Consider the following 25,695-nt stretch of genomic DNA (forward strand, 5'->3'; position numbering starts at 1 on the left):
CCCGTCTGTCGTTGACACCGATACGCCTGTCATACCGCTCACTCAGAGTGCGCGTGCCCCCTGCCTGACCTGCAACAACGCAGGTCAGCAGCAGGGGGCACACCTGTTCGCGCACGCTATGCACAAGATCAACGACTGGCTGTGGACAACGGGCGCTCTCAGGTGAGCTGAACCGTTCTGAGCAGCGTCAACACGATGACGACCACCAGCACCAGCGCACAGGTGCCGTACTGCACCAGGGCCCGCCGCTCGCGCGGGGCGTGCACCATGGCGTACCCCACCACCACGCCGGCGACCAGACCGCCGATGTGGGCCTGCCAGGCGATGTTGCCCCAGCCGAAGGTGATGACCAGGTTGATCACCAGCAGGGCGATGATCGGCCGCATGTCGTAGTTGAGCCGGCGCATCAGCACGGCGGTGGCGCCGAACAGGCCGAAGATGGCGCCGGAGGCGCCGAGCGAGGCCTGGTTGGGCGCGGCGATCAGATAGGTGAGCGCGCTGCCGGCGAGCCCGGCCGTGAAGTAGAGCGCGAGATAGCGGGCGCGGCCGAGAGCCGCCTCGAGCGGGCCGCCGACCCACCACAGGCTGAGCATGTTGAACAGGATGTGGATGTAGCTGCCGTGCAGAAACATCGCGGTGAGCATCCGGTACCACTGGCCGTCCGCGACCCCTTCGAAGGAGCCCAGCGAGGGGACGTAGGCCCAGCCGATGAGGTCGAACCGATCGGTGAACCGGTCTCCAACGGAGAGCTGGACCAGGAAAAAGGCGAGGTTGAGGCCGATCAGCACCTTGGTGAGCAGCCGGGGGTCGGCGGTGACCGAACCGCCGGCCAGCGTGCGGGGCCGGTTCGCGGCGGGCGGGTGGCCGGTGCCGGAGCCGCCGCGGACGCAGTCCGGGCACTGGAAGCCGACGGAGGCGTCGACCATGCAATCGGGGCAGATCGCCCGGTCGCAGCGGGCGCAGCGAATGCCGGTCTCGCGGTCCGGATGGCGGTAGCAACTGGGCAGGCGGTGGGCGTCCGGCGGGCCCTGGTCCGCCGGGTCCTGGCCCGTCGGGCTGCCTGGTGCCTGGTCCATGGGGTTCCCCTCGATTCGTCCTGCGCGGAGCACGGCTGCCGTTGCCCGTGGGCAATGCACCGCCCCGCTCATCCTTACGGACAAGCGGGGCGTTTGGTTCCCTCCGGGGAGCCGTCGGGACGAGCCCTGCACTCAGCCTTCGCGGGTCTCGACGACGACCGACTCGATGACGACGTCCTTGACCGGGCGGTCGGTGCGCGGGTTGGTCTGCGCGGTCGCGATGGAGTCGACGACCTTCTGGCTGGCCGGGTCGGTGACCTCGCCGAAGATGGTGTGCTTGCGGTTCAGCCAGGACGTCGCGGCGACCGTGATGAAGAACTGCGAGCCGTTGGTGCCCGGGCCCGCGTTGGCCATCGCCAGCAGGTAGGGCTTGTCGAAGGCGAGGTCCGGGTGGAACTCGTCCTTGAACTGGTAGCCGGGACCGCCGGTGCCGTTGCCCAACGGGTCACCGCCCTGGATCATGAAACCACTGATCACCCGGTGGAAGACCGTGCCGTCGTAGAGCTTCGCCGTGGACTTCTCGCCGGTGGCGGGGTGGGTCCACTCACGCTCGCCCTTGGCGAGTTCGACAAAGTTCCGGACCGTCTCGGGAGCGTGGTTCGGCAGGAGCCGGACCTCGATGTCGCCGTGGTTGGTCTTCAGGGTGGCGTAGAGCTGCTCAGCCACGATCTGCCTTCCGTTGTCTTCCTGTGACTCCCCGATCCTCGCACGGCCCGCGCCGTGCGTCGCCCGACGGTCGCCTCCAAGGGGGGATCCGCCGGATTCGGCTGCGGAAAACCGGGCGGGTCCTCCCGGTCGGGAGCGCGGCGCGGCGATCCGTGGCATTGTCGACGAAAAGCTCCTGTTGCTCCGCATTCACCCCTATTCATTCCCTGGCGCGCGTGATCGTTCATCCCCTGTCGCACGTGATCGTCCCCCGGCGGTCCCGATACGCGGGGCCACCGCGGTGACCGTGGTCGTCGCCCGTGACCCGGATGCCCGTTCGCACATGCCGCCGGGCCCGTTGGCAGGCATGATCCGTAAAAGGGTGGAAAGTCGAATTACCGTACGCCACCGAGGAGGAGGAAACCCGTGACCCGCATCAACAGCGTGCGCGCCGCGACCGGCTCGGCGAGGGACAGCGTGCTGCACGCCGCGGAAGTGGTGGCGCCCTACGCCGACACGGCCAGGGAAAGGGCCGCGCACTACGCACAAGAGACACGCGTACGGCTCGCGCCGAAGGTGACGCTGGCCGCCGACCAGGCCCGCGTCCAGTACGGCGCCTATGTCGCCCCCCGGCTGGAGCAGGCCCGTACGCAGGCCAAGGCCCATGTGCCGCCGAAGGTCGACCGGGCCGCCCAGCAGGCCGCCTGCCGGACGCGCAAGGCCGCCCGGCAGGCCGCCGAGTACTCCCGGCCGCGGATCGAGCAGGCGATGGCCGTGGCGGCGCCGGTCGCGGACGAGGCCGCCGCGCGCGGTGCCGCCGCGCTGGTGGCGCTGCGCGGTCAGGTGCCGGCCCGAAAGATCCAGAAGCTGGCGCGCGCCCAGGCGCGGCGGGCCCGGACCGGGCGCGCCATGAAGCTGCTCGCGCTGGGGGGCGCGCTCGCCGGTGGTGTCTTCGCCGCCTGGAAGTGGTGGGACAAGCAGGCCAACCCGGACTGGCTGGTGGAACCGCCGGCCGCGACGGAGGTGCCCGAATCGGGCCGGCTGACGTCCGTGGACGGCACCGGCCAGTCCGTGCTGGACCCCGAGGTCCAGGCGAGGCAGACCGAGGACGAGACGACGGACCGCGACGACCAGGGCTGACCGCCGGCAGCGAAGGCGCCGGAAGCGGAAGAGCCCGAACCTGAAGAACCAGAACCGAAAGAGCCCGCCTGACCGGTGTCCGCACTGGTCGGGCGGGCTCTTTCGGCGTGCGACACGTCGGGCGGCGGCGCAAGCGCACCCGGAGACGGCTTCTGCCGGGCTCACCGCGGCTACTGGGCCCCTCCGCCGGTTTGGGCCCTGGTATGGGCCTGTGAGCCCTGTCCTTGGGCCCAGGTGTGGTCGTTACGGTTCGGTCCCCGGCGGGTGTACGGCCGGCCCCCGGTGACCCGATCGAGCAAGCCACGACGAGGTGACGCGTGAGACGCAGCGACCGAATACGCCGAGGCGTACGCACGAGCACGGGGCAGACGGCGGTCGAGTACCTGGGAATGCTGGGGCTCGTCACGCTCGTGGTCGGCGCGATCGTCGGCACCGTCATCGGGGGCGACATCTCCAGCTCCGCACACCGGCAGATCTGCCGGGTCGTGGAGGCGGCGGGCGCCGGCGGCTGCGGTGACGACAACGATGTCAGCGCTGCCGGGGGACGGTCCGAACCCGGCAAGCCCGCCGCCGCCCCTGGCACCGAGACCGGCGAGCCCGATGGCGCATCCCCTGGCACGCCGGACGACAGCGACGCGTCCGACGACGGCAAGGGAAACGCGCTTCCCGATCTGTGCTTCGAGCCGCGGGAGCGGGCATCGAAGTCGTCGATCTCCGTTCCGGGCAACGGCCCCGTCAGCACGGCGGCCGCCTGGGGGTACTCCTGGCTGGTCAACTTCGTCATCGACAAGGTCAACAACGAGAAGAACAAGGAGAAGCGGGTCCAGGAGGCGCTTGCCGACCTCGCCTACTGCCTCCCTGACTACAACATCGTCATCGCGCAGCCGCACGAGGGCAATCTGCAGCAGATGGACGGTGCGGCCCTGATCGAGACCGTCAGCATCAGCGGCACGACGTACCGCGTGTACGCGTTCAAGACCGGCAAGTTCACCTGGGCGGATGACGCCGACCTCGGCTGGAAGAACCGCGCGTTCCGCGGCGTGTTCGACGTCAGCGAGGACCGCCGCACCGTCACGTTCGAAGAGCCTCCCCGTCCCAGGCGGAAGGAGGGCTGGAAGCCCGGCGACGAGGGGTGCGAGATCGAGGGGGAGGAACTGCCCGACCGGAGCCGCTACTACAACACGTACTCCCCGCTGGACAACGAGGCGTCGGCCCAGGCGGTCCGGATGCTCGTGAACGACATGCGCCGCTGCTTCCCCGACTACAACGTGGTCGCGATGCATTCGGAGCAGTCGTCGCACTGGGTCGAGCAGCCGGATTCGTTCGTCCATCACGGCAGATACCGGCTGAACTCCAACGAATACCACGATGGCGACAACGGGGACGACATCGACTCCGGCCGGGCGGTGTTCGATGTGTACGTCTTCGACAAGGGCACGTTCCGGAACGACGGCGACGGCGGCTACACCAACTGGGCCTTCTACGGCGACTTCACCCGCGACGGGCCGGAGGTGACCTTCGAGCAGCCGGAACCCGCCGACCTGGACGCCGATTCCATCCCCACCAAGGCGGGCACGGTCAACTTCAACGACGGGACGCCGAAGTACACGGACGGCGGGCCGTACCCCGGTACCGACTACTCCGGCGCTGTACCGCGCGACGACGCCGAGCTGATCCATTCGCTGATCGACGAGTACAGCCGCAGCTTCCCCGACACGAACATCATCGCGGTGAAGTCGTTCAACGACCTCTCCTTCTCCGGAGTGTCCGGCCTCGAGCACCTGGCGGTGGTGCACGGCGTCGACGTGTTCTCCATCGACGAGGGAGCCATCACCAACAACGGGGACGGCGGCTGGCAGAACTGGGGCTTCGCCGGAACCTTCGAACGCGCCGACGGCTCGAAGGACGTGACCTTCAGCCACCCGTGAGGGCGGTGCGAGCAGATCATCGGGGAATCGGGAACCAAAGACCCCTCCAACCACGTTTCCGCAGGTCAGAGGGGTCTGAAGAAGTGGAGCCTAGGGGAGTCGAACCCCTGACATCTGCCATGCAAAGACAGCGCTCTACCAACTGAGCTAAGGCCCCGGACGGGAGCATCCGCCCGGAAGAACCGTCCACCGGTCGGGTGCCGCAGACCAGAGTACCGGGTCACCCCCCGGATCTCGCAAAAGGATTGGGGCTCCCCGCGGCCGACCACTCTCCGTAAGATGCTCCGCGTGGTTCGCTACAGCGAACCGCGGTACTTGGGGAAGCGATGGGGAGACGCAATGGACGCCGCACAGCAGGAAGCCACCGCGAGAGCGCGGGAACTGCAGCGGAACTGGTACGGGGAGCCGTTGGGGGCGCTCTTCCGCAAGCTCATAGATGACCTCGGGCTCAACCAGGCCCGGCTGGCGGGCGTGCTGGGACTGTCCGCCCCGATGCTGTCGCAGCTGATGAGCGGCCAGCGCGCGAAGATCGGCAACCCCGCGGTGGTCCAGCGGGTGCAGCTGCTCCAGGAGCTGGCGGCCCAGGTGGCGGACGGCAGCGTCAGCGCGGCGGAGGCGACCGAGCGCATGGACGAGATCAAGCGGTCGCAGGGCGGCTCGGTGCTCAGCAACACCACGCAGACGTCGAGCGCTTCAGGGGCGCCGACGGTCAAGCGGGTGGTCCGTGAGATCCAGTCGCTGCTCCGCTCGGTCGCGGCGGCCGGCGACATCATCGAGGCCGCGAACACCCTCGCCCCGACCCACCCCGAGCTGGCGGAGTTCCTCCGGGTGTACGGCGCGGGCCGCACCTCGGACGCGGTCGCGCACTACCAGTCCCACCAGAACTGACGCCCCGGGGAGTCGTATCGCGCGTCGAGGGGGATACGAGGGGGACAGCCGCAGGGGGAGGAGCGTCGCACAGCCATGGGTGAGGTCTTCGCCGGCCGGTACGAGCTGGCCGACCCGGTCGGACGCGGGGGAGTCGGCGCGGTCTGGCGGGCCTGGGACCACCGCCGCCGCCGGTACGTGGCCGCCAAGGTCCTTCAGCAGCGCGACGCGCACTCCCTGCTGCGCTTCGTGCGGGAGCAGGCGCTGCGGATCGATCACCCCCATGTGCTCGCACCGGCCAGCTGGGCCGCTGACGACGACAAGGTCCTGTTCACCATGGATCTGGTGGCCGGCGGCTCCCTGGTCCACCTGGTCGGGGACTACGGCCCGCTGCCCCCGACGTTGGTCTGCACCCTGCTCGACCAGCTGCTGTCCGGGCTCGCCGCGGTGCACGCGGAGGGGGTCGTGCACCGCGACATCAAGCCCGCCAACATCCTGCTGGAGGCCACCGGAACCGGCCGGCCCAGGCTGCGGGTGTCGGACTTCGGCATCGCGATGCGGCTGGGCGAACCGCGGCTGACGGAGACCAACCTGGTGGTGGGGACCCCGGGTTACCTCGCTCCCGAGCAGATGATGGGCGCGGAACCCGACTTTCCCGCCGATCTGTTCGCCACCGGCCTGGTCGCCCTCTATCTCCTCCAGGGGGCCAAGCCGGACGCCAGGGCACTCGTGGGGTACTTCGCGGAGCACGGAACGCCCGGTGCGCCCAAGGAGGTCCCCGAGCCGCTGTGGCAGGTCGTGGCCACCCTGCTGCAACCCGATCCGCAGGCCAGGTTCCGTACCGCGACGGGTGTGCGCAAGGCCCTCGCCGCGTGCGCCGAGCTGCTGCCGGAACCGGGCCCCGAGGACGAGCTGATCGAGATCTTCGACCAACTCGGTCCGCTGCCCCCGGGGTTCGGACCCGAGGGGCCGCTCATCCGGAGCCCTGGGGTGACGGTCGGGCATACGGCGGCATCCGCCTCCGCCGGTTCGGCCATCGGATCTGTGCTTCCAGACACCGGTGCGGCCGCCTCCGACACCGGCTTCGTGGCTTCCGACATCCACTCCGTGCCTTCCCGTGCCGATACCGCCTCCGGCACGGGTACCGGGAGCGTGCCGGATCCTCGTCTCGATCCACGGGAAGGGACCGGGGCTACGCCGGGGACGGACGGCAGCGGCCTGTCGCCCGGACCACCCCAGCCCTCCGCCATGTCGGACACAGGCAGCTTCCCCCTGCCGCCGCCCCGGACCGCCGCCCCGCAGCGGGAAGCCCCACCGCACCAGGCCGCTCCCCCGCAGGCCGCTCCACCCCCTGCCGTGCCCCCACGGGCCGTCCCCCCGCCACCTGCCGGCCCGCCCTCCGGCCCCATGCCGTTCGAACCCGCGGTCCACCCCGCGCCTCGACCCCCGGTCCAGCCCTCGGTCCAGCCCGCGGTCCACGTCTCCCCTCACGACCCCACCCATGTGCTGTCCTCCCCCGATCCCCGGCAGCGTGCTGACGCCTCTACTGCTTCGTACACCGCCCAGGCCCCGCAGGTTCCCGTTCCGGCGCGGGGAATCTCGCGTCACCGCGCCGGACGTCCTCGCCGCCCCCGCCGCCCCGGCCCGCCCGCGAAGGTGGCGATCCCGCTGCTGCTCCTCGCTCTGGCCTGCTACGCCGTCGGCTTCTGGGCGCTGAGCCGTCTGTGAGTCCCGCCGCCGCGTTACAGGGCTTCTGCCCCGCGCCGGGCGCGCACGGTCCACACCCCGAGAACGGCCAGCAGGACCGTTCCCGTGCCGATCCCGCCGACGGCGAGCGCCCGGAGCGCCGCGACCCCGTCCGCCGCCCCGGCCGGGGTCGCCGCGGCCCGGTCGTGGGCGGTGACCTCGAAGATCCGGCCGGGTTCGGACCGGCCCGCGTAATCCGGCCCCGGCTGTGGCGTGCCGTCCACCCGCAGCCGCAGGGTCAGGCCGTAGGGCCCCTCGCCGAAGGAGTCGGCGGTCTGCGAGGCGAGGTGCACGACCAGGTAGTGGAGGCCGGCGAACCGCATCCCCTTGACCTGCTCGGCGAAGCCGTGGCGGTTGGCGTGGGCGACGGGCGGCACGGGGCCGAGGGTGGTGGACGTCTGCCGGCCGGTGTAGCCGGCGTACGCCTCCTCGACACGTCCGCGCACCGGGTTGTAGAGCGACAGGGTCAGCGCGCCGCTGACATAGCCGCTGCCGCCGCTGGAACTGCCCAGCTCGACGGTGGCGTTCGGCTGCTGCCCCCAGTCGACCGGGACCTTGTAGAAGAGCGTCCGGCCGGGCCGGATCCGGGTCCGCCACACGCCTTGCCCGACCGTGCTCGCCGTGGCGAACCCGGCGCCGCCGGCCCGTTCGACCACCTGACCGGTGACCGGCTCGGGTGAGGCGGAGTTCCACGACTCGGGCGCGCTCGTGGCCCCGGTGCCGTTCAGGGGCGGCTCCGAGACGACGGCGAGCTCCAGGGGCCAGGTGCCGGACGAGGACGCCCTGGCGCCGACGCGCTCGACGAGCACGTAGTACACCCCGGCGCCCTGGCACAGGGTGCGGCCCGAGGAGACCTCGCGCGTGCCCCACGCGGCGATGGGGTGCGCACTGCGGCTCGGGCCGAAGCGAGCGGCCTGCGAGGAGCAGGGGGTGCCCTGGGCGTCCTGCACCGAGATCCTGAGGCCGTCGGTGGCGGCGACCGCGGTGCCGGCGGCGGGTACGGCCGTGGCGGAGACGTACGTGGTGGAGGTGGCGTCGAGGTCGAGGCGGTAGGAGAACTTTCCGCTGCCCGGCAGGGAACTCCGGTAGGTGTGGCCGGGATCGAGGCGTTGAGCGTCCGTGGTGCTCGTGGCCCCGGCGACGGACCGGGCGCCGTCGGTGAAGGCGTACGGGCCCGGTTCACCGGCCGCGAACGCGCTCGGCCCCGGGACGGCCGCCGCGAGGCACAGCGCCGCCGCTGCCACGACCAGGCGCCCGGCGAGGTGGTACGAGGGGTGCCGGCCGCGGCGGTCACGCCGGGGCCTCCCTGGCCGCTCCTGCCCTCCCGCACCGCGCCGAACCATGCCGCGCCACCCCTCGCGTTCCGTCGCTTCGACGTCGCCCATCCTGCCCCGCGGGCCGCTACGCCATCCGCCCGTCCCCCGGGCACATCGAAGCACCGGCCTCAGGAAGCGACCCCTACCCCAGTCCCCACGGCCCCGCAACACAAGAGCCCGGCCCACCCGGCCCGGGGGGACCACAACACAAAACCCCGACCGCTACGGCGGTCGGGGCCTGCTCAGTTCGGGATGTCGGTGCTCACGAACCCGTGGGCACGGAGTCAGTCGCCTCCGTCCACAGATCCTGCTCGGCGCGATCCGCCTGGATCTGGCGGTACACGAGGAGCCCGCCGATGGCGGCCAGTGCGACCAGGAGAAGCTTCTTCACCGCGCGACCTCGTCTTTCCTTGACGTAGGGGACCTCTGGCGCCCGACTATACACACCGGCCGATACCGATCGGTGACCTGCGTCGGCTGTCAACTGCCGTGCGCGAGAGCGCTTTAGACGCGGCCGAAAGCTCTCCGATCGGAGGGTGATCACGCCCGCACGGACGGTGACTTTGGTCGCCCTCCTCCCAGCTTCGCACCTTTTCACCGCTCATGCGCCCATCCGAGTGGTGTTCATCCGAAGATCGCTGCGCCACGGGCGTCGGTCCACCACTTCGCGGTCCTCATACACATGATGAGCAAAGTACGCAAATCGCCCAACCCGAAAGTGAGGGGCCATGGACCAGCACAAGCTCATGAAGCTGTGGACCGCCATCGTCACCGCCTTCCTCGCGCTCTGCACGGCGCTCGGACTCATCACCACGGCCGCCGCCTCCGCGGCCGCGGCCGCACCGCAGCCCAAGACGGCGCCCAAGACGGCGTCCAAGCGCACCGCACCGGTACCGGCACAGACGACGTCATCCGCGTCCAAACCCCCTACACGGTCCCTGCCCCCCACGATGAAACAGCGCATCCGCGCCGAGGCCCACGGAAGGACCCCCGGCTGCCGACACCGTCCGCCGACCGACGCCTTCTCCCTCGCCGCCGAACCCCGAGGCATCCCGGTCGAACCGCCGGCCCGCCCGACCATCCCCCTCCAGCGCTGACAGGACCGCACCGGCCGCGCCGGTGCCACCGGCAGCACTCATGACGTAACGGCGATTCGCGTACAGCACCAGCCGCAGAACGCGAAGCTCCCCGGTCTTCACCGCCGGGGAGCTTCCCCTGCGTCCGCGACACCCCGGGGCTGCTCGACCGGGCACTTCGGCCCCGTCCGAGACGCCCACGCCCTTTCACCGGCGAACGGCGCCCCCTCCAGCACGGTGCCGGCTGATCCTCCGCCGGAGGCACCGTCCTTGACCGTGGCGGGTTCCGTCCGGCGCTCGCCTCCTGGCCGTGGCCCCGTCCCATCCTGAACTGAGCGACCGCCAGGGCCGGCAGGGCCCCCAGGGCCGGCAGGCCGCTGCCGGCCATGAACGTCAAAGACCCCCGGCCCATTCGGACCGGGGGTCTTCTCGCTGGTGGGGCTAACAGGATTTGAACCTGTGGCCTCATCCTTATCAGGGATGCGCTCTAACCAACTGAGCTATAGCCCCGCCGCGCTCTGCGGTGATGTCCCGCGCGCTGACTCCTGAAGATTAGCGCACGAGGGGGGCAGTCCCAAAATCGGTTGTCGGAGGACCGTCAGCGGACGTTTCGCGACACCCGCGCAGGCGCGGTCGGCCGGTCTACTCGTCCTCGGCCAGCGTCAGCTCGACACCGCCGACGAAGCCCGCGGAGAGGTTGTAGATGAACGCTCCGAGGGTCGCGAGGGCCGTCGCCAGCACCACGTCGATCACGGCGATGATCGACGTGAACATCAGCACGTGGGGGAGGGACAGGAAGGACTGGAGGTCGAAGCCGTTCGACTCGTTGGAGCCGGTGGCCTCGGAGATCGTCCCGCCGACCGTCGAGAACACGCCCATCGCGTTCATGACCATCCACAGCACGGCGGCCGCCACGATCGTGCAGACACCCAGGGCGATGGAGAGCAGGAAGCTGACCTTCATCACCGACCACGGGTCGGCCTTGGCCACGCGCAGCCGGGCCTTGCGGGTGCGCGGTGCGGTACGCGCGCCCGTACGCGGCCGGCGCACCGCCTGGGAGGCGGACTCGGCCGACGGGTAGGCCTGCGGCGGGTGATACGGCCCGGAGGGCTGCTGCTGCCGCTCTCCCGGCAGCGGAGAGCCCGCCGCCTGCTGGCCGGCCGCGGCGTTCACCTGCTGGGCCTGCGGGCCTCGGGTGTCCGTCACCGTTCCCCCCTGGGATCCGTGGGTGTGGGGCGTGTGTGCGTCGGTCGTGGGCGACTTGATCGCTTGCAGATTGGTCGTACGTGTGTCCGTCGCAGACGCGGCGGAGCCACGGCCGCCGCCGTTCGCATCCGTACCAGTGGAGGTACCGGCCGATCCGGCGCCCGTGGCTCCGCTCACGATGACTTCTCTCCTCGTGCTACTCGGCCGAGGGCACCCCGCCCTCGTCCGTGCCGCTGGTCGCGGCCTCCTCGGCGATCTCGTCCACGGCCACGTCGCCGTCGACTTCCTCCGCCTCGCGCCCCGCCTCGGCGTTACGTGCGATACCGACGACGGCATCGCGCTTCCCCAGATTGATCAGTTGGACGCCCATGGTGTCACGGCCCGTCTCCCTGACCTCGTTGACCCGCGTACGAATCACGCCACCCGAGAGGGTGATGGCGAGGATCTCGTCGGTCTCCTCGACCACCAGCGCCCCCACGAGCGAACCGCGGTCCTCCACGGTCTTGGCAGCCTTGATGCCGAGGCCACCGCGACCCTGGACGCGGTACTCGTCGACCCGCGTCCGCTTGGCGTACCCGCCATCCGTGGCAGTGAACACGAACGTACCGGGTCGAACAACATTCATCGAGAGCAGCTCGTCGCCCCCGCGGAAGCTCATGCCCTTGACACCCGAGGTGGCACGGCCCATCGGACGCAGGGTGTCGTCCGTGGCGGTGAACCTGATCGATTGCGCCTTCTTGCTGATCAGAAGCAGGTCGTCCGCGGCGGAGACCAGCTCGGCTCCGATCAGTTCGTCGTCGGAACCGTCCTCCTGCTCGCGCAGGTTGATCGCGATGACGCCACCGGAGCGAGGCGAATCGTAATCCTTCAGAGGCGTCTTCTTGACCAGGCCCGCCTTGGTGCCGAGCACGAGGTACGGCGCCGCCTCGTAGTCGCGGATCGCGAGGATCTGGGCGATCGCCTCGTCCGGCTGGAAGGCCAGCAGGTTCGCCACGTGCTGACCGCGCGCGTCCCGGCCGGCGTCCGGCAGCTCGTAGGCCTTCGCCCGGTACACCCGGCCCTTGTTGGTGAAGAACAGCAGCCAGTGGTGCGTGGTGGAGACGAAGAAGTGGTCGACGATGTCGTCTTCCTTCAGCTTCGTACCGCGCACGCCCTTGCCGCCGCGCTTCTGGGCGCGGTAGTCGTCAGTCTTGGTGCGCTTGATGTAGCCGCCCCGGGTGACCGTGACGACGATGTCCTCCTCGGCGATCAGGTCCTCGATGGACATGTCGCCCTCGTAGGGAATCAGCTTCGTCTGGCGGTCGTCGCCGTACTTCTCGACGATCGCGGCCAGCTCCTCGCTGACGATCCCGCGCTGGCGGACCGGGGAGGCGAGGATCTCGTTGTACTCGTTGATCTTGACCTGGAGCTCGTCGTGCTCCTGGACGATCTTCTGGCGCTCCAGGGCGGCCAGTCGCCGCAGCTGCATCTCGAGGATGGCGTTGGCCTGGATCTCGTCGATCTCCAGCAGGCTCATCAGGCCCCCGCGGGCGGTCTCGACGGTGTCGCTGCGCCGGATCAGGGCAATGACCTCGTCGATGGCGTCCAGGGCCTTCAGCAGACCGCGCAGGATGTGCGCCCGCTCCTCCGCCTTGCGCAGCCGGAACCGCGTACGGCGGACGACGACCTCGATCTGGTGCGTCACCCAGTGGCGGATGAACGCGTCCAGCGACAGCGTGCGCGGCACGCCGTCGACCAGCGCCAGCATGTTGGCGCCGAAGTTCGTCTGGAGGTCGGTGTGCTTGTAGAGGTTGTTCAGGACGACCTTGGCGACCGCGTCCCGCTTCAGGACGATCACCAGGCGCTGACCGGTGCGCGAGCTGGTCTCGTCCCGGACGTCCGCGATGCCGCCGATCTTGCCGTCCTTCACCAGGTCGGCGATCTTCTGCGCGAGGTTGTCCGGGTTCACCTGGTACGGCAGCTCCGTGACCACCAGGCACTGGCGGTTCTGGATCTCCTCGACCTCGACCACGGCACGCATGGTGATCGAGCCGCGGCCGGTGCGGTACGCCTCCTCGATGCCCTTGCGGCCGACGACGAGCGCTCCGGTGGGGAAGTCCGGGCCCTTGATCCGCTCGATCAGCGCCTCGAGGAGCTCCTCGTGGGAGGCCTCCGGGTTCTCCAGGTACCACTGGGCGCCGGAGGCCACCTCGCGCAGGTTGTGCGACGGGATGTTGGTCGCCATGCCCACCGCGATACCGGCCGAGCCGTTGATCAGCAGGTTCGGGAAACGGGAGGGCAGGACGGTCGGCTCCTGGGAGCGGCCGTCGTAGTTGTCCGTGAAGTCGACGGTCTCCTCGTCGATGTCGCGGACCATCTCCATCGACAGCGGCGCCATCTTGCACTCGGTGTAGCGCATGGCCGCCGCCGGGTCGTTGCCCGGAGAGCCGAAGTTGCCGTTGGAGTCCACCAGCGGCATCCGCATCGCCCACGGCTGCGCGAGGCGGACCAGCGCGTCGTAGATCGAGGAGTCGCCGTGCGGGTGGTAGTTGCCCATGACGTCGCCGACGACACGGGCGCACTTGTAGAAGCCGCGGTCGGGGCGGTAGCCCCCGTCGTACATCGCGTACAGCACGCGTCGGTGGACGGGCTTGAGCCCGTCCCGGACGTCCGGCAGTGCACGCGAGACGATGACGGACATCGCGTAGTCGAGGTACGAGCGCTGCATCTCCGTCTCGAGGCCGACAGGCTCGATACGGAGGATGGTCTCGCCGTCTTCTTCAGGCGTGGACGGAATGTTCTCGTCGGCCATTGCTGGTGAGGGTCCTTCCTGGTGCGGTCAGCTGAGACCGACTCAGATGTCGAGGAAGCGGACGTCCTTGGCATTGCGCTGGATGAACTGCCGGCGGGCCTCGACGTCCTCGCCCATCAGGACGGAGAACAGGTCGTCGGCCTGGGCGGCGTCGTCGAGGGTGACCTGGCCGAGGACCCGGTGGTCGACGTCCATGGTGGTCACGCGCAGCTCCTCGGCGTTCATCTCGCCGAGGCCCTTGAAGCGCTGGATCGAGTCCTCGCGGACCCGCTTGCCGCGCTGGCGGCCCATCTCGAGGAGCGCGTCGCGCTCCCGGTCGGAGTAGGCGTACTCGACGTCCTCCCGGCCCCACTTGATCTTGTAGAGCGGCGGACGGGAGAGGAACACGTGCCCGGCCTCGACCAGCGGCCGCATGAAGCGGAACAGGAAGGTCAGCAGCAGGGTGTTGATGTGCTGGCCGTCGACGTCGGCGTCCGCCATCAGGATGATCTTGTGATAGCGGAGCTTCTCGATGTCGAAGTCCTCGTGCACGCCCGTGCCGAACGCGGAGATCAGCGCCTGGATCTCCTGGTTCTGCAGGATCTTGTCCAGGCGTGCCTTCTCGACGTTGAGGATCTTGCCGCGGATCGGGAGGATCGCCTGGTACTCCGGGTTCCGGCCGGACTTGGCGGAGCCGCCGGCGGAGTCACCCTCGACGATGAAGATCTCGCACTTGGTGGGGTCGTTCGACTGGCAGTCGGAGAGCTTGCCCGGCAGGGACGCCGACTCCAGCAGACCCTTGCGGCGGGTGAGGTCGCGGGCCTTGCGGGCCGCCACACGCGCGGTGGCCGCCTGGATGCCCTTGCGGATGATGTCCGCCGCCTCGACCGGGTTGCGGTCCAGCCAGTCGTTCAGGTGTTCGTAGACGGCCCTCTGGACGAAGGTCTTCGCCTCCGTGTTGCCCAGCTTGGTCTTGGTCTGGCCCTCGAACTGCGGCTCGCTCAGCTTGACCGAGATGATCGCGGTCAGACCCTCGCGGATGTCGTCACCCGTGAGGTTGTCGTCCTTGTCCCGCAGCAGCTTCTTGTCGCGCGCGTACTTGTTGATCAGCGAGGTCAGCGCGGCCCGGAAGCCCTCCTCGTGCGTACCGCCCTCATGGGTGTGGATGATGTTGGCGAAGGAGTAGACGCCCTCGCTGTAACCGCTGTTCCACTGCATCGCGACCTCGAGGGACAGGCTCTTGTCCTTGTCCTCGGCCTCCAGGTCCACGACGGAGGGGTGCACCACCTCCCCCTTGCGGGAGTTGAGGTACTTCACGAAGTCGACGATGCCGCCGTCGTAGCGGTAGGTGACCGCCTTGACCTCGTCCTTCTCGTCCGCGCCCGCCTCGTCCGCCCCGGACGTGGCCTTCGCGGACGCACGCTCGTCGGTGAGCCTGATCGTCAGGCCCTTGTTGAGGAACGCCATCTCCTGGAAGCGCCGCGACAGCGTCTCGAAGGAGTAGTCGGTGGTCTCGAAGATCTCCGGGTCGGCCCAGAACGTCACCGAGGTGCCGGTGTCGGTCGTCTCCTCGTGCTGGGCCAGCGGCGCCGTCGGGACGCCCATCTTGTACTCCTGCGTCCAGCGGTGGCCGTCCGTCCTGATGTCCACGGACACCTTGCTGGACAGGGCGTTCACGACGGAGACGCCCACACCGTGCAGACCGCCGGACACCGCGTAGCCGCCGCCGCCGAACTTGCCGCCCGCGTGCAGCACGGTCAGCACGACCTCCACGGCCGGCTTGTTCTCGGAGGGGACGATGCCCACCGGGATGCCACGGCCGTTGTCGACCACACGCACGCCGCCGTCGGCCAGGATCGTCACGTCGATGGTGTCCGCGTACCCGGCCAGCGCCTCGTCGACGGAGTTGTCGACCACCTCGTACACAAGGTGGTGCAGGCCGCGCTCACCGGTCGAACCGATGTACATGCCGGGTCGCTTGCGGACCGCGTCCAGGCCCTCCAGGACGGTGATCGCGCTGGCGTCGTAGGAGGCCGTGACCTCACCGTTCGAGGATGCGGCCCCGTCCACGCCGGCTTCGGCGGACGGGATGTTCTCGTTGGGGTTGCCGGAATCGGCCACGAAGCGCCCTTTCTGGCACAGCACGAGCCGGACTCCTGGGGGTGCCCCCTCCGGGAGAGGGTTGCCGGAGCGGCTGCGGCATGTTGCGTTGGTAAGCCTTGATCAGCGTTACTCAGCTTTTCCCGGACGGTCCCCACGAGTGGGGCGGGATTGGCTTCCATTCTACCGGTAGCGCTGACAGTGATGGGGGTTTGCCGGTACCTGAGTACGCATGTGGCGCCCTCAACCGGTCTTGGCCGGGTCCCGATATGCAGAAGGGGGCTCCAAGAGGCTCACAGCGGCACTCAGCGCTTCCGGGCGTCAACACTTCGCTACTCCCGGGTCAGGCCGGGATTCGCAAGAGCGTGCGGACGTTCGAACGACGGCCTCTATCCGCCCCGAGACGGCCGCCACGACCTGCCCGTGTGACGTCTGTCACCCATAGGTGTCGCCGGGCCCCGTACCGCCCGGCACCCGCAGCGGACCGTACCGGCGACCCCCGCCGCCCGGCCCGAGCACCTTGATCGCCCGCACCGCGCCGTGCCCCAGGTCCTCGTTGAGCCGGGCCACCAGCGTCGGCGCGAGCAGCCTCAGATTCGTCGCCCACGCCGTCGAGTCGCAGCGGACCGTCAGCACCCGCTCGTCCTCGTCGTACCGATCCGGCACACAGTGCTTGGCCACATCCGCCCCGACGATCTGCGGCCAGCGCCCCATGACACCGCCCACCGCGGCCGGCGCCTCCCAGCCACGCTCCGTGATCAGCCGGTTGATCGCGGCGCCGAGAGCCATCGGATCACGGCCGTCGGCCCGCGCGCCCGAGCGCAGACCACCACGCCGCACCTGCCTGCGCTGCTGCGCCGCGTCCCCACGCGCGCGTGCCGCCTCCTTCGCCGCGCGCAGCGCCACACGCGCGAGGTCGACACCCGACGGCTCGGGCGCCCTTCCCCGGCCCGGCTCCCGCTCACCGCTCATACGCGCGCCACCGTCCCGTCCGACACGGCGAACCGCGCACCCGCCAGCACATGCGGCACGTCGTCGTCCACCGCGGCGGTCACCAGCACCTGCTCACCGGGCGCCACCAGCTCCGCCAGCCGCTCACGGCGACGGGCGTCCAGCTCCGCGAAGACATCGTCGAGGATCAGCACCGGCTCATTGCCCTCCGCGCGCAGCAGGTCGTACGACGCCAGGCGCAGCGCCAGCGCGAACGACCAGGACTCGCCGTGCGAGGCGTACCCCTTGGCCGGCAGCTGACCGAGCCTGAGCACCACATCGTCCCGGTGCGGCCCGACCAGCGTCACACCCCGCTCGATCTCCTGCTTGCGGACGTCCGCGAGCGCGGCCGTCAGCTGCGCGAAGAGATCCTCACGCGTGTGTGCCCCGCCCGGCGCCGACGGCTTGTACTCCAGCACCACCGGACCGCCACCGGGAGCCAGTTGCTCGTACGCCTTGTCGGCCAGCGGCTCCAGCGCGCCGACCAGATCCAGACGCTGGGCGAGCAGCTCGGCGCCCGCCCGCGCCAGATGCTGGTCCCACACGTCCAGCGTGGACAGGTCCATCGAACGGCCGCCGTGCCGACGCGCCAGCGCGGCCGACTTCAGCAGCGTGTTGCGCTGCTTGAGCACCCGCTCGTAGTCGGAGCGCACCCCCGCCATCCGCGGGGAGCGCGCCGTCACCAGCTCGTCGAGGAACCGCCGCCGCTCCCCGGGATCGCCCTTGACCAGGGCCAGGTCCTCGGGCGCGAACAGCACGGTCCGCACGATGCCCAGCACGTCCCGCGGCCTGACCTGCGAGGACCGGTTGATACGGGCGCGATTGGCCCGGCCGGGGTTCAGCTCCAGCTCGACCAGCTGCTGCCGCTCGCCCTGCCGCACCTGCGCCCGGACCACCGCGCGCTCGGCGCCCATGCGGACCAGCGGCGCGTCGGAGGCGACACGGTGGCTGCCGAGCGTGGCCAGGTAGCCGATCGCCTCGACGAGATTCGTCTTGCCCTGGCCGTTGGGGCCGACGAACGCCGTGACACCCCGGTCGAGCGGGACCTCGGCCCGGACGTACGAGCGGAAGTCGGCCAGCGACAAATGCGTGACGTGCATGGTCGTTCGCCGACCTCCCCCGGCGTTGCGGACCGCGAGGCGGTCCGGTGGACTACTTCTTCTCCACGGCGTGACCGCCGAACTGGTTACGCAGCGCGGCGATCATCTTCATCTGCGGCGAGTCCTCCTGCCGCGAGGAGAACCGCGCGAACAACGAGGCCGTTATCGCGGGCAGCGGCACCGCGTTGTCGATGGCCGCCTCCACGGTCCACCGGCCCTCGCCGGAGTCCTGCGCGTAACCCCTCAACTGCTCCAGGTGCTCGTCCTCGTCGAGGGAGTTGACCGCCAGGTCGAGCAGCCAGGAGCGGATGACGGTGCCCTCCTGCCAGGACCGGAAGACCTCGCGGACGTTCTCCACGGAGTCGACCTTCTCCAGCAGCTCCCAGCCCTCGGCGTAGGCCTGCATCATCGCGTACTCGATGCCGTTGTGGACCATCTTGGCGAAGTGGCCCGCCCCGACCTTGCCGGCGTGCACCGCGCCGAGGTCACCCTCCGGCTTGAGCGCGTCGAAGACCGGCTGCACCTTGGCGACGTTCTCCGCGTCGCCGCCGTACATCAGCGCATAGCCGTTCTCCAGGCCCCACACGCCGCCGGAGACGCCGCAGTCGACGAAACCAATGCCCTTGGCGGCCAGCTCCTCGGCGTGCCGCTCGTCGTCCGTCCAGCGGGAGTTCCCGCCGTCCACGACCACGTCGCCGGGCTCCAGCAGCTCGGCGAGGGCGTCGATCGTGCCCTGGGTGGGCTCGCCGGCCGGGACCATCACCCAGACCACGCGCGGGCCGTGGAGTTTGCCCACAAGCTCTTCCAGGCTGTGGACATCGGCGAGGTCCGGGTTGCGGTCGTATCCGATGACGGTGTGGCCGGCGCGGCGAATCCGCTCGCGCATGTTGCCACCCATCTTGCCGAGGCCGACGAGACCGAGCTCCATCAGTTGCGTTCCTTAGGTTTCACGACGTGGCGTTGCGGCACTTTCGTACCTGCGTCCGAGCCTAGACCCGGACGCTCGCGCACATCCGTGGGCATACGCGCTCATACGCATGCCCGGACCCGGGGCCGCCACCTGCGGAAACGCGCCCGGCCGTCAGCCCGCTCAGCCGCTCAGCCGCTCAGCCGCACCGGCATGATCAGGTACTTGTAGGCCACGTCCGCCTCGGCGTCCAACGCGGGCTTGCCGCTGAGCAGCGCCGGCTTGGTGGACGTCGTGAAGGACAGCTGGGCCACCGGGGAGTCGATCGCGCTCAGGCCGTCCAGCAGGAACGTGGGGTTGAAGGCGATCGAGATGTCGTCGCCCTCCAGCTGCGCGTCGACCCTCTCCACAGCCTGTGCGTCGTCGCTGGAGCCGGCCTCAAGGATCAGCACGCCCTGCTCGAAGCTCAGACGCACCGGGGTGTTCCGCTCGGCGACCAGCGCCACGCGCTTGACGGCCTCCACGAAGGGGGCGGTCTCGATGACGGCCACGGAGTTGAACTCCGTCGGGAACAGGGTGCGGTACTTCGGGAGGTCGCCCTCCAGCAGACGCGTGGTCGTACGCCGCCCGGCACCCTCGAAGCCGATCAGGCCCTCACCGGCACCCGAGCCGGACAGCGCAAGGGTCACACTGTCGCCGCTGGTCAGCGCCTTGGCGGTGTCCAGCAGGGTCTTGGCGGGTACCAGGGCGACCGCGGAGGCGTCCGGGTTCTCCGGCTTCCACAGGAACTCGCGGACCGCGAAGCGGTAGCGGTCGGTGGAGGCCAGCGTGACGGTGTCGCCCTCGATCTCGATGCGGACACCGGTCAGCACGGGCAGTGTGTCGTCGCGGCCGGCCGCGATCGCCACCTGCTGCACGGCGGAGGCGAAGACCTCGCCGGGCACCGTGCCCGTCGCGTTCGGCATCTGCGGAAGCGCCGGGTACTCCTCCACCGGCAGGGTGTGGAGGGTGAAGCGCGAGGAGCCGCAGACCACCGTCGCCCGTACACCGTCTGTGGAGATCTCCACCGGACGGTTGGGCAGGGCGCGCGAGATGTCGGCGAGCAGGCGGCCGGAGACGAGGACGGTGCCCTCCTCCTCGACCTCGGCCTCGACGGACACCCGCGCGGAGACCTCGTAGTCGAAGCTGGACAGGCTCAGCTGGCCGTCCTCCGCCTTGAGCAGCAGGCCGGCGAGAACAGGCGCCGGCGGACGGGCCGGAAGGCTGCGTGCCGCCCAGGCCACTGCCTCCGCGAGTACGTCGCGTTCCACCCGGATCTTCACCGTAAGCCGCCTCCTGCTGTTGCTACTGAGTCCTCCGACTCGGTGTCGCCGCCCACTGGGACGGGAAGGACACCGGGGACCAGTCTGACGCACAGCACTGACAGTAGGCGCCCGTCGGGGTCAAGTCGTGCCGAGGGGAGGTCGGGCTCGAGAGCTCGAGTTGTGCACAGGACCCGCTTCGAAACGGATTCCGCACTCTCTCTAGTTGTCAGTAGTAGTAGGGCCTGTGGATACCGTGGATAACCACGTTTGCCCAGCTCAGCGCGGAGATTTTGTCCACTGACCCTGTGGGTGGGACCGGTGGACAACTCGGCGTCTCTGTGGAGAACGGGAAGTTCTGCACACCCCGCCCACAGCCCGAGGGCAGTTCTCCCCAGCTGCGTCCCCAGCTTTACCCAGGTTTCCCACATGCCAATCGCGGACCTCGGTGTGACGGCTTTCACTCGACGCGGTGACCGGAGGCGTCGCGTTGCCGAACAGTGGACAGCCATGTGGAGAAGCCACCGATCGCTGGGGACAACAGCTCCCCACCTGTGGGTTGCCGGTGGACAACTCAGGCCGCGACTTGTGGACAGTGGCGTTGTCCACAGTCTGTGGAGAGTCTTCGTCCACCATTCCACAGGCCTCTGAGCTGGGGCGATGGCGGATCGGCCGCACAGCCTGTGGACGCGGTCTGGACAACTTCCGGGTCCCCAGGATGTGGATGGAAAATACTCGGCGAATCTGTGGAGGGCGGCCGTAACCCGGCGCGGATTCGAACAACGGCGGACGCCCCAACGCTCGGGGCGGGCGCCACAACGACTCGCGGGTGGGCGCCGCAACGGCCCACGGGCGGGCGCCACAACGACTCGCGGGTGGGCGCCGCAACGGCCCACGGGCGGGCGCCGCAACGACTCAGGGCGCCTCCGGGATCCGCTCCCGGAGGCGCCCTGAGCGCCGCTCTGTGTCTGTCCTCAGCCGTTCTTGATGCGGTTGGTCAGCTCCGTGACCTGGTTGTAGATCGAGCGCCGCTCGGCCATCAGCGCACGGATCTTGCGGTCGGCGTGCATCACAGTCGTGTGGTCGCGGCCGCCGAACTGGGCGCCGATCTTCGGCAGCGACAGATCCGTCAGCTCACGGCAGAGGTACATGGCGATCTGGCGGGCGGTGACCAGGGCCCGGCCGCGCGAGGTGCCGCACAGGTCCTCGACGGTGAGGCCGAAGTAGTCGGCCGTGGCCGCCATGATGGCCGGCGCCGTGATCTCCGGGGCCGAGTCCTCGCCGCCGGGGATCAGGTCCTTCAGGACGATCTCCGTCAGGCCCAGGTCCACCGGCTGCCGGTTGAGCGAGGCGAACGCCGTCACCCGGATCAGCGCGCCCTCCAGCTCGCGGATGTTGCGCGAGATCCGGGAGGCGATGAACTCCAGCACCTCCGGCGGGGCGTTCAGCTGCTCCTGCACCGCCTTCTTGCGCAGGATCGCGATGCGGGTCTCCAGCTCGGGCGGCTGGACGTCGGTGATCAGGCCCCACTCGAACCGGTTGCGCAGCCGGTCCTCCAGCGTCACCAGCTGCTTGGGCGGCCGGTCGCTGGAGAGCACGATCTGCTTGTTGGCGTTGTGGAGGGTGTTGAAGGTGTGGAAGAACTCCTCCTGCGTCGACTCCTTGTCCGCGAGGAACTGGATGTCGTCGACGAGCAGGATGTCCATCTCGCGGTAGCGCTTGCGGAAGCTGTCGCCCTTGCCGTCGCGGATGGAGTTGATGAACTCGTTGGTGAACTCCTCGGAGCTCACGTACCGCACGCGCGTACCCGGGTACAGGCTGCGCGCGTAGTGGCCGATCGCGTGCAGCAGGTGGGTCTTGCCGAGCCCGGACTCCCCGTAGATGAACAGCGGGTTGTACGCCTTGGCGGGTGCCTCGGCGACGGCGACCGCGGCCGCGTGGGCGAAGCGGTTGGACGCGCCGATGACGAAGGTGTCGAAGAGGTACTTGGGGTTCAGGCGCGCGGTCGGCTCGCCGGGGCCGGCCGCCTGCGCGGGCTTCGCGGCCGACGGGCCGGGGGCGCCGGTGGCGGGCAGGTTCGGGCCCATCGGGCCGCCGCGGTGCGCCTGGCCGGCGCCGGTCGGCTCCGGCGGCTCGCGGCGGCCGGCATCGCGCTGGTCGTAGTCGCGCTGGTCGTAGTCGCCGCGGGGGGACGGGTCGTAGTCGGAGCGCGGCTGGTCGTACGGCGGGCGCTCCATCGACGGGGAACGGTAGTCCTGCGCGTAGGAGTCCTTGGCCGGCGGATAGGCGTCCTGGTGGCCGTATCCGGTGTCCTGCGGCCCGTAGGCGTCCTGGGAGGGCGAGGCGTAGGGGTCCCGCTCGGGGAAGCCGAGCCGCTGCTGCTGCCACCCGTAGTCGTCCTGGTGGTGACGCGGCCAGGCGCCGGGCTCGGGGCGCTGGTACTCCGCGTACTCGGAGGGATAGGCGGGGCGGGCGGCCGGGAGGTGGTCGCCGCCGTCCGCCGGCTGGGGGCCGGTGCGCGGGGGCGGCAGCTGGTCGTCCTGGGCGCCGGGGAACTGGTCGGGGCGGGCGGGACGGTGGATGTCCGCCCGGCGCCGGCCGTAGCCCTCGTAGCCGCCGCCCTGGCCCGGGGACAGCTCCTGGTCCTCGTAGCGCGGCACCGGTGCGGGCGCGGGGGCCTGGGACTCGCCGACGGAGCTGTCGACGGTGATCGCGATACGGATCGGGCGGCCGCACTCGCGGCTCAGCGTCTCGCTGACGACCGGGGCGAGGCGCCCTTCGAGCACGCCCTTGGCGAACTCGTTCGGCACGGCGAGCAGGGCGGTGTCCGCGACCAGTGCGAGCGGCTGGCAGCGCCGGATCCAGTGCTCGTCCTTCACCTCGACGCCCTGTCCGCGTCCCTCACCGAGAAGCTGCTCCAGAACTCGTGGCCACACTGCGGCAAGATCGGCAGGTACGTCAGCCACAGGGCACGCTCTCTCACAGGTCCCACGAACGTGTGGTGCGGGACGGGTCGGTATCCAAAACGGGTGGGGATCTAAAACGGGTGGGGCGGGGGACATGGGAACGAATCGGAGTCCAGTCACGGTAGTCAGCGCGACGGCTGCGGTTCAAGTCGTTGTCCCCAGGCTGTGGACAGTGTCTCTCGGGAGCGGCTGGTTTGACCGGATGGCGTAGTCGCGCGTACCGTGACCAGGTCGAGTTGTCGATGGCTGCTGCCGCCTGCCTCCGAAGGGCGCAGATCACGTCAAGGGTGATCGGAAAGCGGTGCACTCGGGCGTAACTGCGAGCTACTCGTGGGCGCACGGTGACAGCCAGGACGGCACCCCGCCACTACTGATTCTTTCTGGAGCCCCCGAGTGAGCAAGCGCACCTTCCAGCCGAACAACCGTCGTCGCGCAAAGACCCACGGCTTCCGGCTGCGTATGCGCACCCGTGCCGGCCGCGCGATTCTCGCGTCTCGCCGTAGCAAGGGTCGCGCCCGTCTGTCCGCCTGATTCCGGTCAGGTCATGACATCGTGCTGCCCACCGAGAACCGGCTGAGGCGGCGCGAGGACTTCGCGACCGCGGTACGACGAGGGCGTCGCACTGGACGCCCGCTTCTCGTCGTCCATCTACGTAGCGGTGCCACGGACCCGTACGTGCCAGGGGAGAGCGCTCCCCCGTCACGTGCGGGTTTCGTCGTGAGCAAGGCGGTGGGTGGTGCGGTCGTCCGCAACACGGTGAAGCGCAGACTTCGCCATCTGATGCGCGACCGAGTCGCCCTGCTGCCCCCCGGTAGCCTGGTAGTCGTACGAGCGCTGCCCGGTGCGGGCGACGCCGATCACGCACAGCTGGCCCGAGACCTGGATGCCGCCCTTCGACGGCTGCTGGGAGGGGGCGCGCGATGAAGTACCCGCTGCTGGTTCTGATCAAGCTGTACCAGTGGACCATCAGCCCGTTGCTCGGGCCGGTGTGCAAGTACTACCCGTCGTGTTCCCACTACGGCTACACGGCCATCGACCGGCACGGTGCGATCAAGGGAACGGCGCTCACCGCGTGGCGCATCCTGCGGTGCAATCCGTGGTCGCTCGGCGGTGTGGACCATGTCCCGCCGCGCAAGCGTCCGCGGTGGCACGAGATGCTGCGTGACGCCTGGCGTGCGCGCAGGGGCGGGCCCTCCGCCGCCGAAACGGCCACCGACGGGAACATGCCGGCGGTCCCGGCCGCAGAGACCTCGCCCCATGCCCAAGGAGCATGATTAGTGGACACGATTGCCAGCCTCTTCAGCTTCATCACGACACCCGTTTCCTGGGTCATCGTCCAGTTCCACACGGTGTACGGCACGATCTTCGGCCCTGACACCGGGTGGGCCTGGGGCCTGTCCATCGTGTCCCTGGTGATCCTGATCCGCATCTGCCTGATTCCGCTCTTCGTGAAGCAGATCAAGGCGACCCGGGCCATGCAGACGCTTCAGCCCGAGATGAAGAAGATCCAGGAGCGCTACAAGAACGACAAGCAGCGTCAGTCCGAAGAGATGATGAAGCTGTACAAGGAGTCGGGTACCAATCCGCTCTCCTCGTGCCTTCCCATCCTGGCGCAGTCCCCGTTCTTCTTCGCCCTGTATCACGTGCTGAACGGCATCGCGACGGGCAAGACGATCGGCGTCATCGACGATCAGCTGCTGGCCAGTGCCCGTAAGGCGCACATCGTCGGGGCGCCGCTCGCCGCGAAGTTCATGGACGGCACCGACAAGGTCGCCGCGCTCGGCGCCACGCTGACCGACGTCCGCGTGGTGACCGCGGTCATGATCATCCTGATGTCGGCGTCGCAGTTCTACACGCAGCGCCAGCTGATGACGAAGAACGTCGACACGACGGTGAAGACGCCGTTCATGCAGCAGCAGAAGATGCTGATGTACGTCTTCCCGGTCATGTTCGCCATCTTCGGTATCAACTTCCCCGTCGGTGTCCTCGTCTACTGGCTGACCACCAACGTGTGGACCATGGGCCAGCAGATGTACGTCATCCACAACAACCCGACCCCGGGTTCCAAGGCCCAGGCCGCCTACCTGGAGCGGCTCTTCAAGCACGTCACGCACCACGGCATGACCCGCAACCGGCGTGAGAAGGCCATCGTCAAGGCGATCGTCGTCAAGGGCCGGGACCGCAACGAGTTCGAGCGCAAGTTCATCCACGGTCTGAACAAGACGGGTCTCGCGGCCCAGGCAGACGGTTCCGTGGTGAAGAGCGACAGCGCCGCCGTCGCGCAGGCCGGGGCCGAGGACGGTACGACCACCGCCACCGCCACCGCTCCCCGGCGCCAGCAGCCCAAGCGGCAGACCAAGGCGCAGCGCCAGTCGGGTGGTACGAAGTCGGCCGGCGAGGAGACGGAGTCTCCGTCGCTGACCAAGTCCGACGAGCCGGCGGACGCTCCGGCCGCCGGCTCGAAGAAGGCCGCCTCCAAGCCCGGCAACGGCACCCGCAGCAAGGCCCAGTCCGGACAGCGCAAGGGTCCGCAGCGGCCCAAGTCCCCGTCCAAGAAGTAA

21 protein-coding genes and 2 tRNA genes are annotated in these 25,695 nt (G+C 69.6%); 9 read left to right on the forward strand and 14 right to left on the reverse strand.

Going from position 1 to position 25,695, the window contains the following annotated elements; translation table 11 throughout:
* Positions 1-158: 158 nt before the first annotated feature.
* Positions 159-1,076: a rhomboid family intramembrane serine protease gene (locus ACIHCX_RS18040; protein ID WP_400030417.1), complete on the reverse strand. Its 918-nt coding sequence runs from the start codon at positions 1,074-1,076 to the stop codon at positions 159-161.
* A gap of 132 nt (positions 1,077-1,208) precedes the next feature.
* The gene (locus ACIHCX_RS18045; protein ID WP_400030419.1) at positions 1,209-1,742 is read right to left on the reverse strand and encodes a peptidylprolyl isomerase; all 534 of its coding nucleotides are present in this window, start codon (positions 1,740-1,742) and stop codon (positions 1,209-1,211) included.
* 405 nt (positions 1,743-2,147) lie between these two features.
* Between ACIHCX_RS18045 and ACIHCX_RS18050 the strand changes: the two genes are divergently transcribed.
* Positions 2,148-2,861: a DUF5324 family protein gene (locus ACIHCX_RS18050; protein ID WP_400030421.1), complete on the forward strand. Its 714-nt coding sequence runs from the start codon at positions 2,148-2,150 to the stop codon at positions 2,859-2,861.
* Positions 2,862-3,178: 317 nt separating this feature from the next.
* The gene (locus ACIHCX_RS18055) at positions 3,179-4,789 is read left to right on the forward strand and encodes a hypothetical protein (protein WP_400030423.1); all 1,611 of its coding nucleotides are present in this window, start codon (positions 3,179-3,181) and stop codon (positions 4,787-4,789) included.
* 84 nt (positions 4,790-4,873) lie between these two features.
* Here ACIHCX_RS18055 and ACIHCX_RS18060 read toward each other — a convergent pair.
* A tRNA-Ala gene (locus ACIHCX_RS18060) sits at positions 4,874-4,946 on the reverse strand.
* A gap of 182 nt (positions 4,947-5,128) precedes the next feature.
* Between ACIHCX_RS18060 and ACIHCX_RS18065 the strand changes: the two genes are divergently transcribed.
* Positions 5,129-5,677 carry a helix-turn-helix domain-containing protein gene (locus ACIHCX_RS18065; RefSeq protein ID WP_400030425.1) on the forward strand — a complete coding sequence of 183 codons (549 nt, stop codon included), beginning with the start codon at positions 5,129-5,131 and terminating at the stop codon, positions 5,675-5,677.
* A gap of 75 nt (positions 5,678-5,752) precedes the next feature.
* A complete protein-coding gene (locus ACIHCX_RS18070; protein WP_400030428.1) occupies positions 5,753-7,384 on the forward strand; it encodes a protein kinase in 1,632 nt (543 codons plus the stop codon).
* Positions 7,385-7,398: 14 nt separating this feature from the next.
* Here ACIHCX_RS18070 and ACIHCX_RS18075 read toward each other — a convergent pair whose 3' ends face one another.
* The gene (locus ACIHCX_RS18075) at positions 7,399-8,787 is read right to left on the reverse strand and encodes a hypothetical protein (protein WP_400030430.1); all 1,389 of its coding nucleotides are present in this window, start codon (positions 8,785-8,787) and stop codon (positions 7,399-7,401) included.
* Positions 8,788-8,980: 193 nt separating this feature from the next.
* Positions 8,981-9,109 carry a DLW-39 family protein gene (locus tag ACIHCX_RS18080; RefSeq protein WP_003999697.1) on the reverse strand — a complete coding sequence of 43 codons (129 nt, stop codon included), beginning with the start codon at positions 9,107-9,109 and terminating at the stop codon, positions 8,981-8,983.
* 337 nt (positions 9,110-9,446) lie between these two features.
* Between ACIHCX_RS18080 and ACIHCX_RS18085 the strand changes: the two genes are divergently transcribed.
* Complete coding sequence (locus ACIHCX_RS18085) at positions 9,447-9,815, forward strand: DUF6344 domain-containing protein (RefSeq protein WP_400030432.1); 369 nt, start codon at positions 9,447-9,449, stop codon at positions 9,813-9,815.
* A 412-nt stretch (positions 9,816-10,227) separates the two neighbouring features.
* Here ACIHCX_RS18085 and ACIHCX_RS18090 read toward each other — a convergent pair.
* From ACIHCX_RS18090 to dnaA, 9 genes are all read right to left on the reverse strand, one after another.
* A tRNA-Ile gene (locus ACIHCX_RS18090) sits at positions 10,228-10,304 on the reverse strand.
* Between the two features lie 132 nt (positions 10,305-10,436).
* On the reverse strand, positions 10,437-11,177 hold the full coding sequence (locus tag ACIHCX_RS18095; RefSeq protein WP_400030434.1) for a DUF3566 domain-containing protein: 741 nt from the start codon (positions 11,175-11,177) through the stop codon (positions 10,437-10,439).
* A gap of 19 nt (positions 11,178-11,196) precedes the next feature.
* The gene (gyrA, locus tag ACIHCX_RS18100) at positions 11,197-13,791 is read right to left on the reverse strand and encodes a DNA gyrase subunit A (RefSeq protein WP_400030436.1); all 2,595 of its coding nucleotides are present in this window, start codon (positions 13,789-13,791) and stop codon (positions 11,197-11,199) included.
* Positions 13,792-13,833: 42 nt separating this feature from the next.
* Positions 13,834-15,915 (reverse strand): DNA topoisomerase (ATP-hydrolyzing) subunit B, encoded by a 2,082-nt coding sequence (gene gyrB, locus ACIHCX_RS18105; protein ID WP_400030438.1) that lies wholly within the window; start codon positions 15,913-15,915, stop codon positions 13,834-13,836.
* Between the two features lie 390 nt (positions 15,916-16,305).
* Positions 16,306-16,842 carry a DUF721 domain-containing protein gene (locus ACIHCX_RS18110; protein WP_400030440.1) on the reverse strand — a complete coding sequence of 179 codons (537 nt, stop codon included), beginning with the start codon at positions 16,840-16,842 and terminating at the stop codon, positions 16,306-16,308.
* Entirely contained in the window at positions 16,839-17,960 is a 1,122-nt protein-coding gene (gene recF / locus ACIHCX_RS18115; RefSeq protein ID WP_400030442.1) for a DNA replication/repair protein RecF, read from the reverse strand. The genes ACIHCX_RS18110 and recF overlap by 4 nt, the downstream gene beginning before the upstream one ends.
* Before the next feature lie 52 nt (positions 17,961-18,012).
* Complete coding sequence (gene gnd, locus ACIHCX_RS18120; RefSeq protein ID WP_141359852.1) at positions 18,013-18,888, reverse strand: phosphogluconate dehydrogenase (NAD(+)-dependent, decarboxylating); 876 nt, start codon at positions 18,886-18,888, stop codon at positions 18,013-18,015.
* A gap of 170 nt (positions 18,889-19,058) precedes the next feature.
* Positions 19,059-20,189: a DNA polymerase III subunit beta gene (dnaN, locus tag ACIHCX_RS18125; protein WP_400030445.1), complete on the reverse strand. Its 1,131-nt coding sequence runs from the start codon at positions 20,187-20,189 to the stop codon at positions 19,059-19,061.
* 953 nt (positions 20,190-21,142) lie between these two features.
* Positions 21,143-23,134 carry a chromosomal replication initiator protein DnaA gene (gene dnaA / locus ACIHCX_RS18130; protein WP_400030447.1) on the reverse strand — a complete coding sequence of 664 codons (1,992 nt, stop codon included), beginning with the start codon at positions 23,132-23,134 and terminating at the stop codon, positions 21,143-21,145.
* Positions 23,135-23,527: 393 nt separating this feature from the next.
* Here dnaA and rpmH point away from each other — a divergent pair, with 393 nt between their 5' ends.
* Genes rpmH through yidC form a run of 4 tightly spaced genes read left to right on the forward strand, consistent with a single transcriptional unit; the run spans position 23,528 to position 25,695 of the window.
* Positions 23,528-23,665, forward strand: a complete 138-nt coding sequence (rpmH, locus tag ACIHCX_RS18135) for a 50S ribosomal protein L34 (RefSeq protein ID WP_003956500.1) — start codon at positions 23,528-23,530, stop codon at positions 23,663-23,665.
* Positions 23,666-23,686: 21 nt separating this feature from the next.
* Positions 23,687-24,058 (forward strand): ribonuclease P protein component, encoded by a 372-nt coding sequence (gene rnpA, locus ACIHCX_RS18140; RefSeq protein ID WP_400030449.1) that lies wholly within the window; start codon positions 23,687-23,689, stop codon positions 24,056-24,058.
* Positions 24,055-24,408, forward strand: a complete 354-nt coding sequence (yidD, locus tag ACIHCX_RS18145; RefSeq protein WP_400030451.1) for a membrane protein insertion efficiency factor YidD — start codon at positions 24,055-24,057, stop codon at positions 24,406-24,408. The genes rnpA and yidD overlap by 4 nt, the downstream gene beginning before the upstream one ends.
* 3 nt (positions 24,409-24,411) lie before the next feature.
* Positions 24,412-25,695, forward strand: a complete 1,284-nt coding sequence (gene yidC, locus ACIHCX_RS18150) for a membrane protein insertase YidC (protein WP_400030453.1) — start codon at positions 24,412-24,414, stop codon at positions 25,693-25,695.

This window comes from Streptomyces sp. NPDC052043 (assembly GCF_044548235.1).
In the GTDB taxonomy this organism is placed as follows: Bacteria; Actinomycetota; Actinomycetes; order Streptomycetales; family Streptomycetaceae; genus Streptomyces.

Coding starts and splice junctions, on each gene's coding strand:
- ACIHCX_RS18075 (WP_400030430.1), bottom strand. CDS start 8,787: ATGGGCGACGTCGAAGCGACGGAACGCGAGGGGTGGCGCGGCATGGTT.
- ACIHCX_RS18110 (WP_400030440.1), bottom strand. CDS start 16,842: ATGAGCGGTGAGCGGGAGCCGGGCCGGGGAAGGGCGCCCGAGCCGTCG.
- recF (WP_400030442.1), bottom strand. CDS start 17,960: ATGCACGTCACGCATTTGTCGCTGGCCGACTTCCGCTCGTACGTCCGG.
- yidD (WP_400030451.1), top strand. CDS start 24,055: ATGAAGTACCCGCTGCTGGTTCTGATCAAGCTGTACCAGTGGACCATC.
- ACIHCX_RS18085 (WP_400030432.1), top strand. CDS start 9,447: ATGGACCAGCACAAGCTCATGAAGCTGTGGACCGCCATCGTCACCGCC.
- gyrA (WP_400030436.1), bottom strand. CDS start 13,791: ATGGCCGACGAGAACATTCCGTCCACGCCTGAAGAAGACGGCGAGACC.
- gnd (WP_141359852.1), bottom strand. CDS start 18,888: ATGGAGCTCGGTCTCGTCGGCCTCGGCAAGATGGGTGGCAACATGCGC.
- ACIHCX_RS18070 (WP_400030428.1), top strand. CDS start 5,753: ATGGGTGAGGTCTTCGCCGGCCGGTACGAGCTGGCCGACCCGGTCGGA.
- ACIHCX_RS18065 (WP_400030425.1), top strand. CDS start 5,129: ATGGACGCCGCACAGCAGGAAGCCACCGCGAGAGCGCGGGAACTGCAG.
- ACIHCX_RS18040 (WP_400030417.1), bottom strand. CDS start 1,076: ATGGACCAGGCACCAGGCAGCCCGACGGGCCAGGACCCGGCGGACCAG.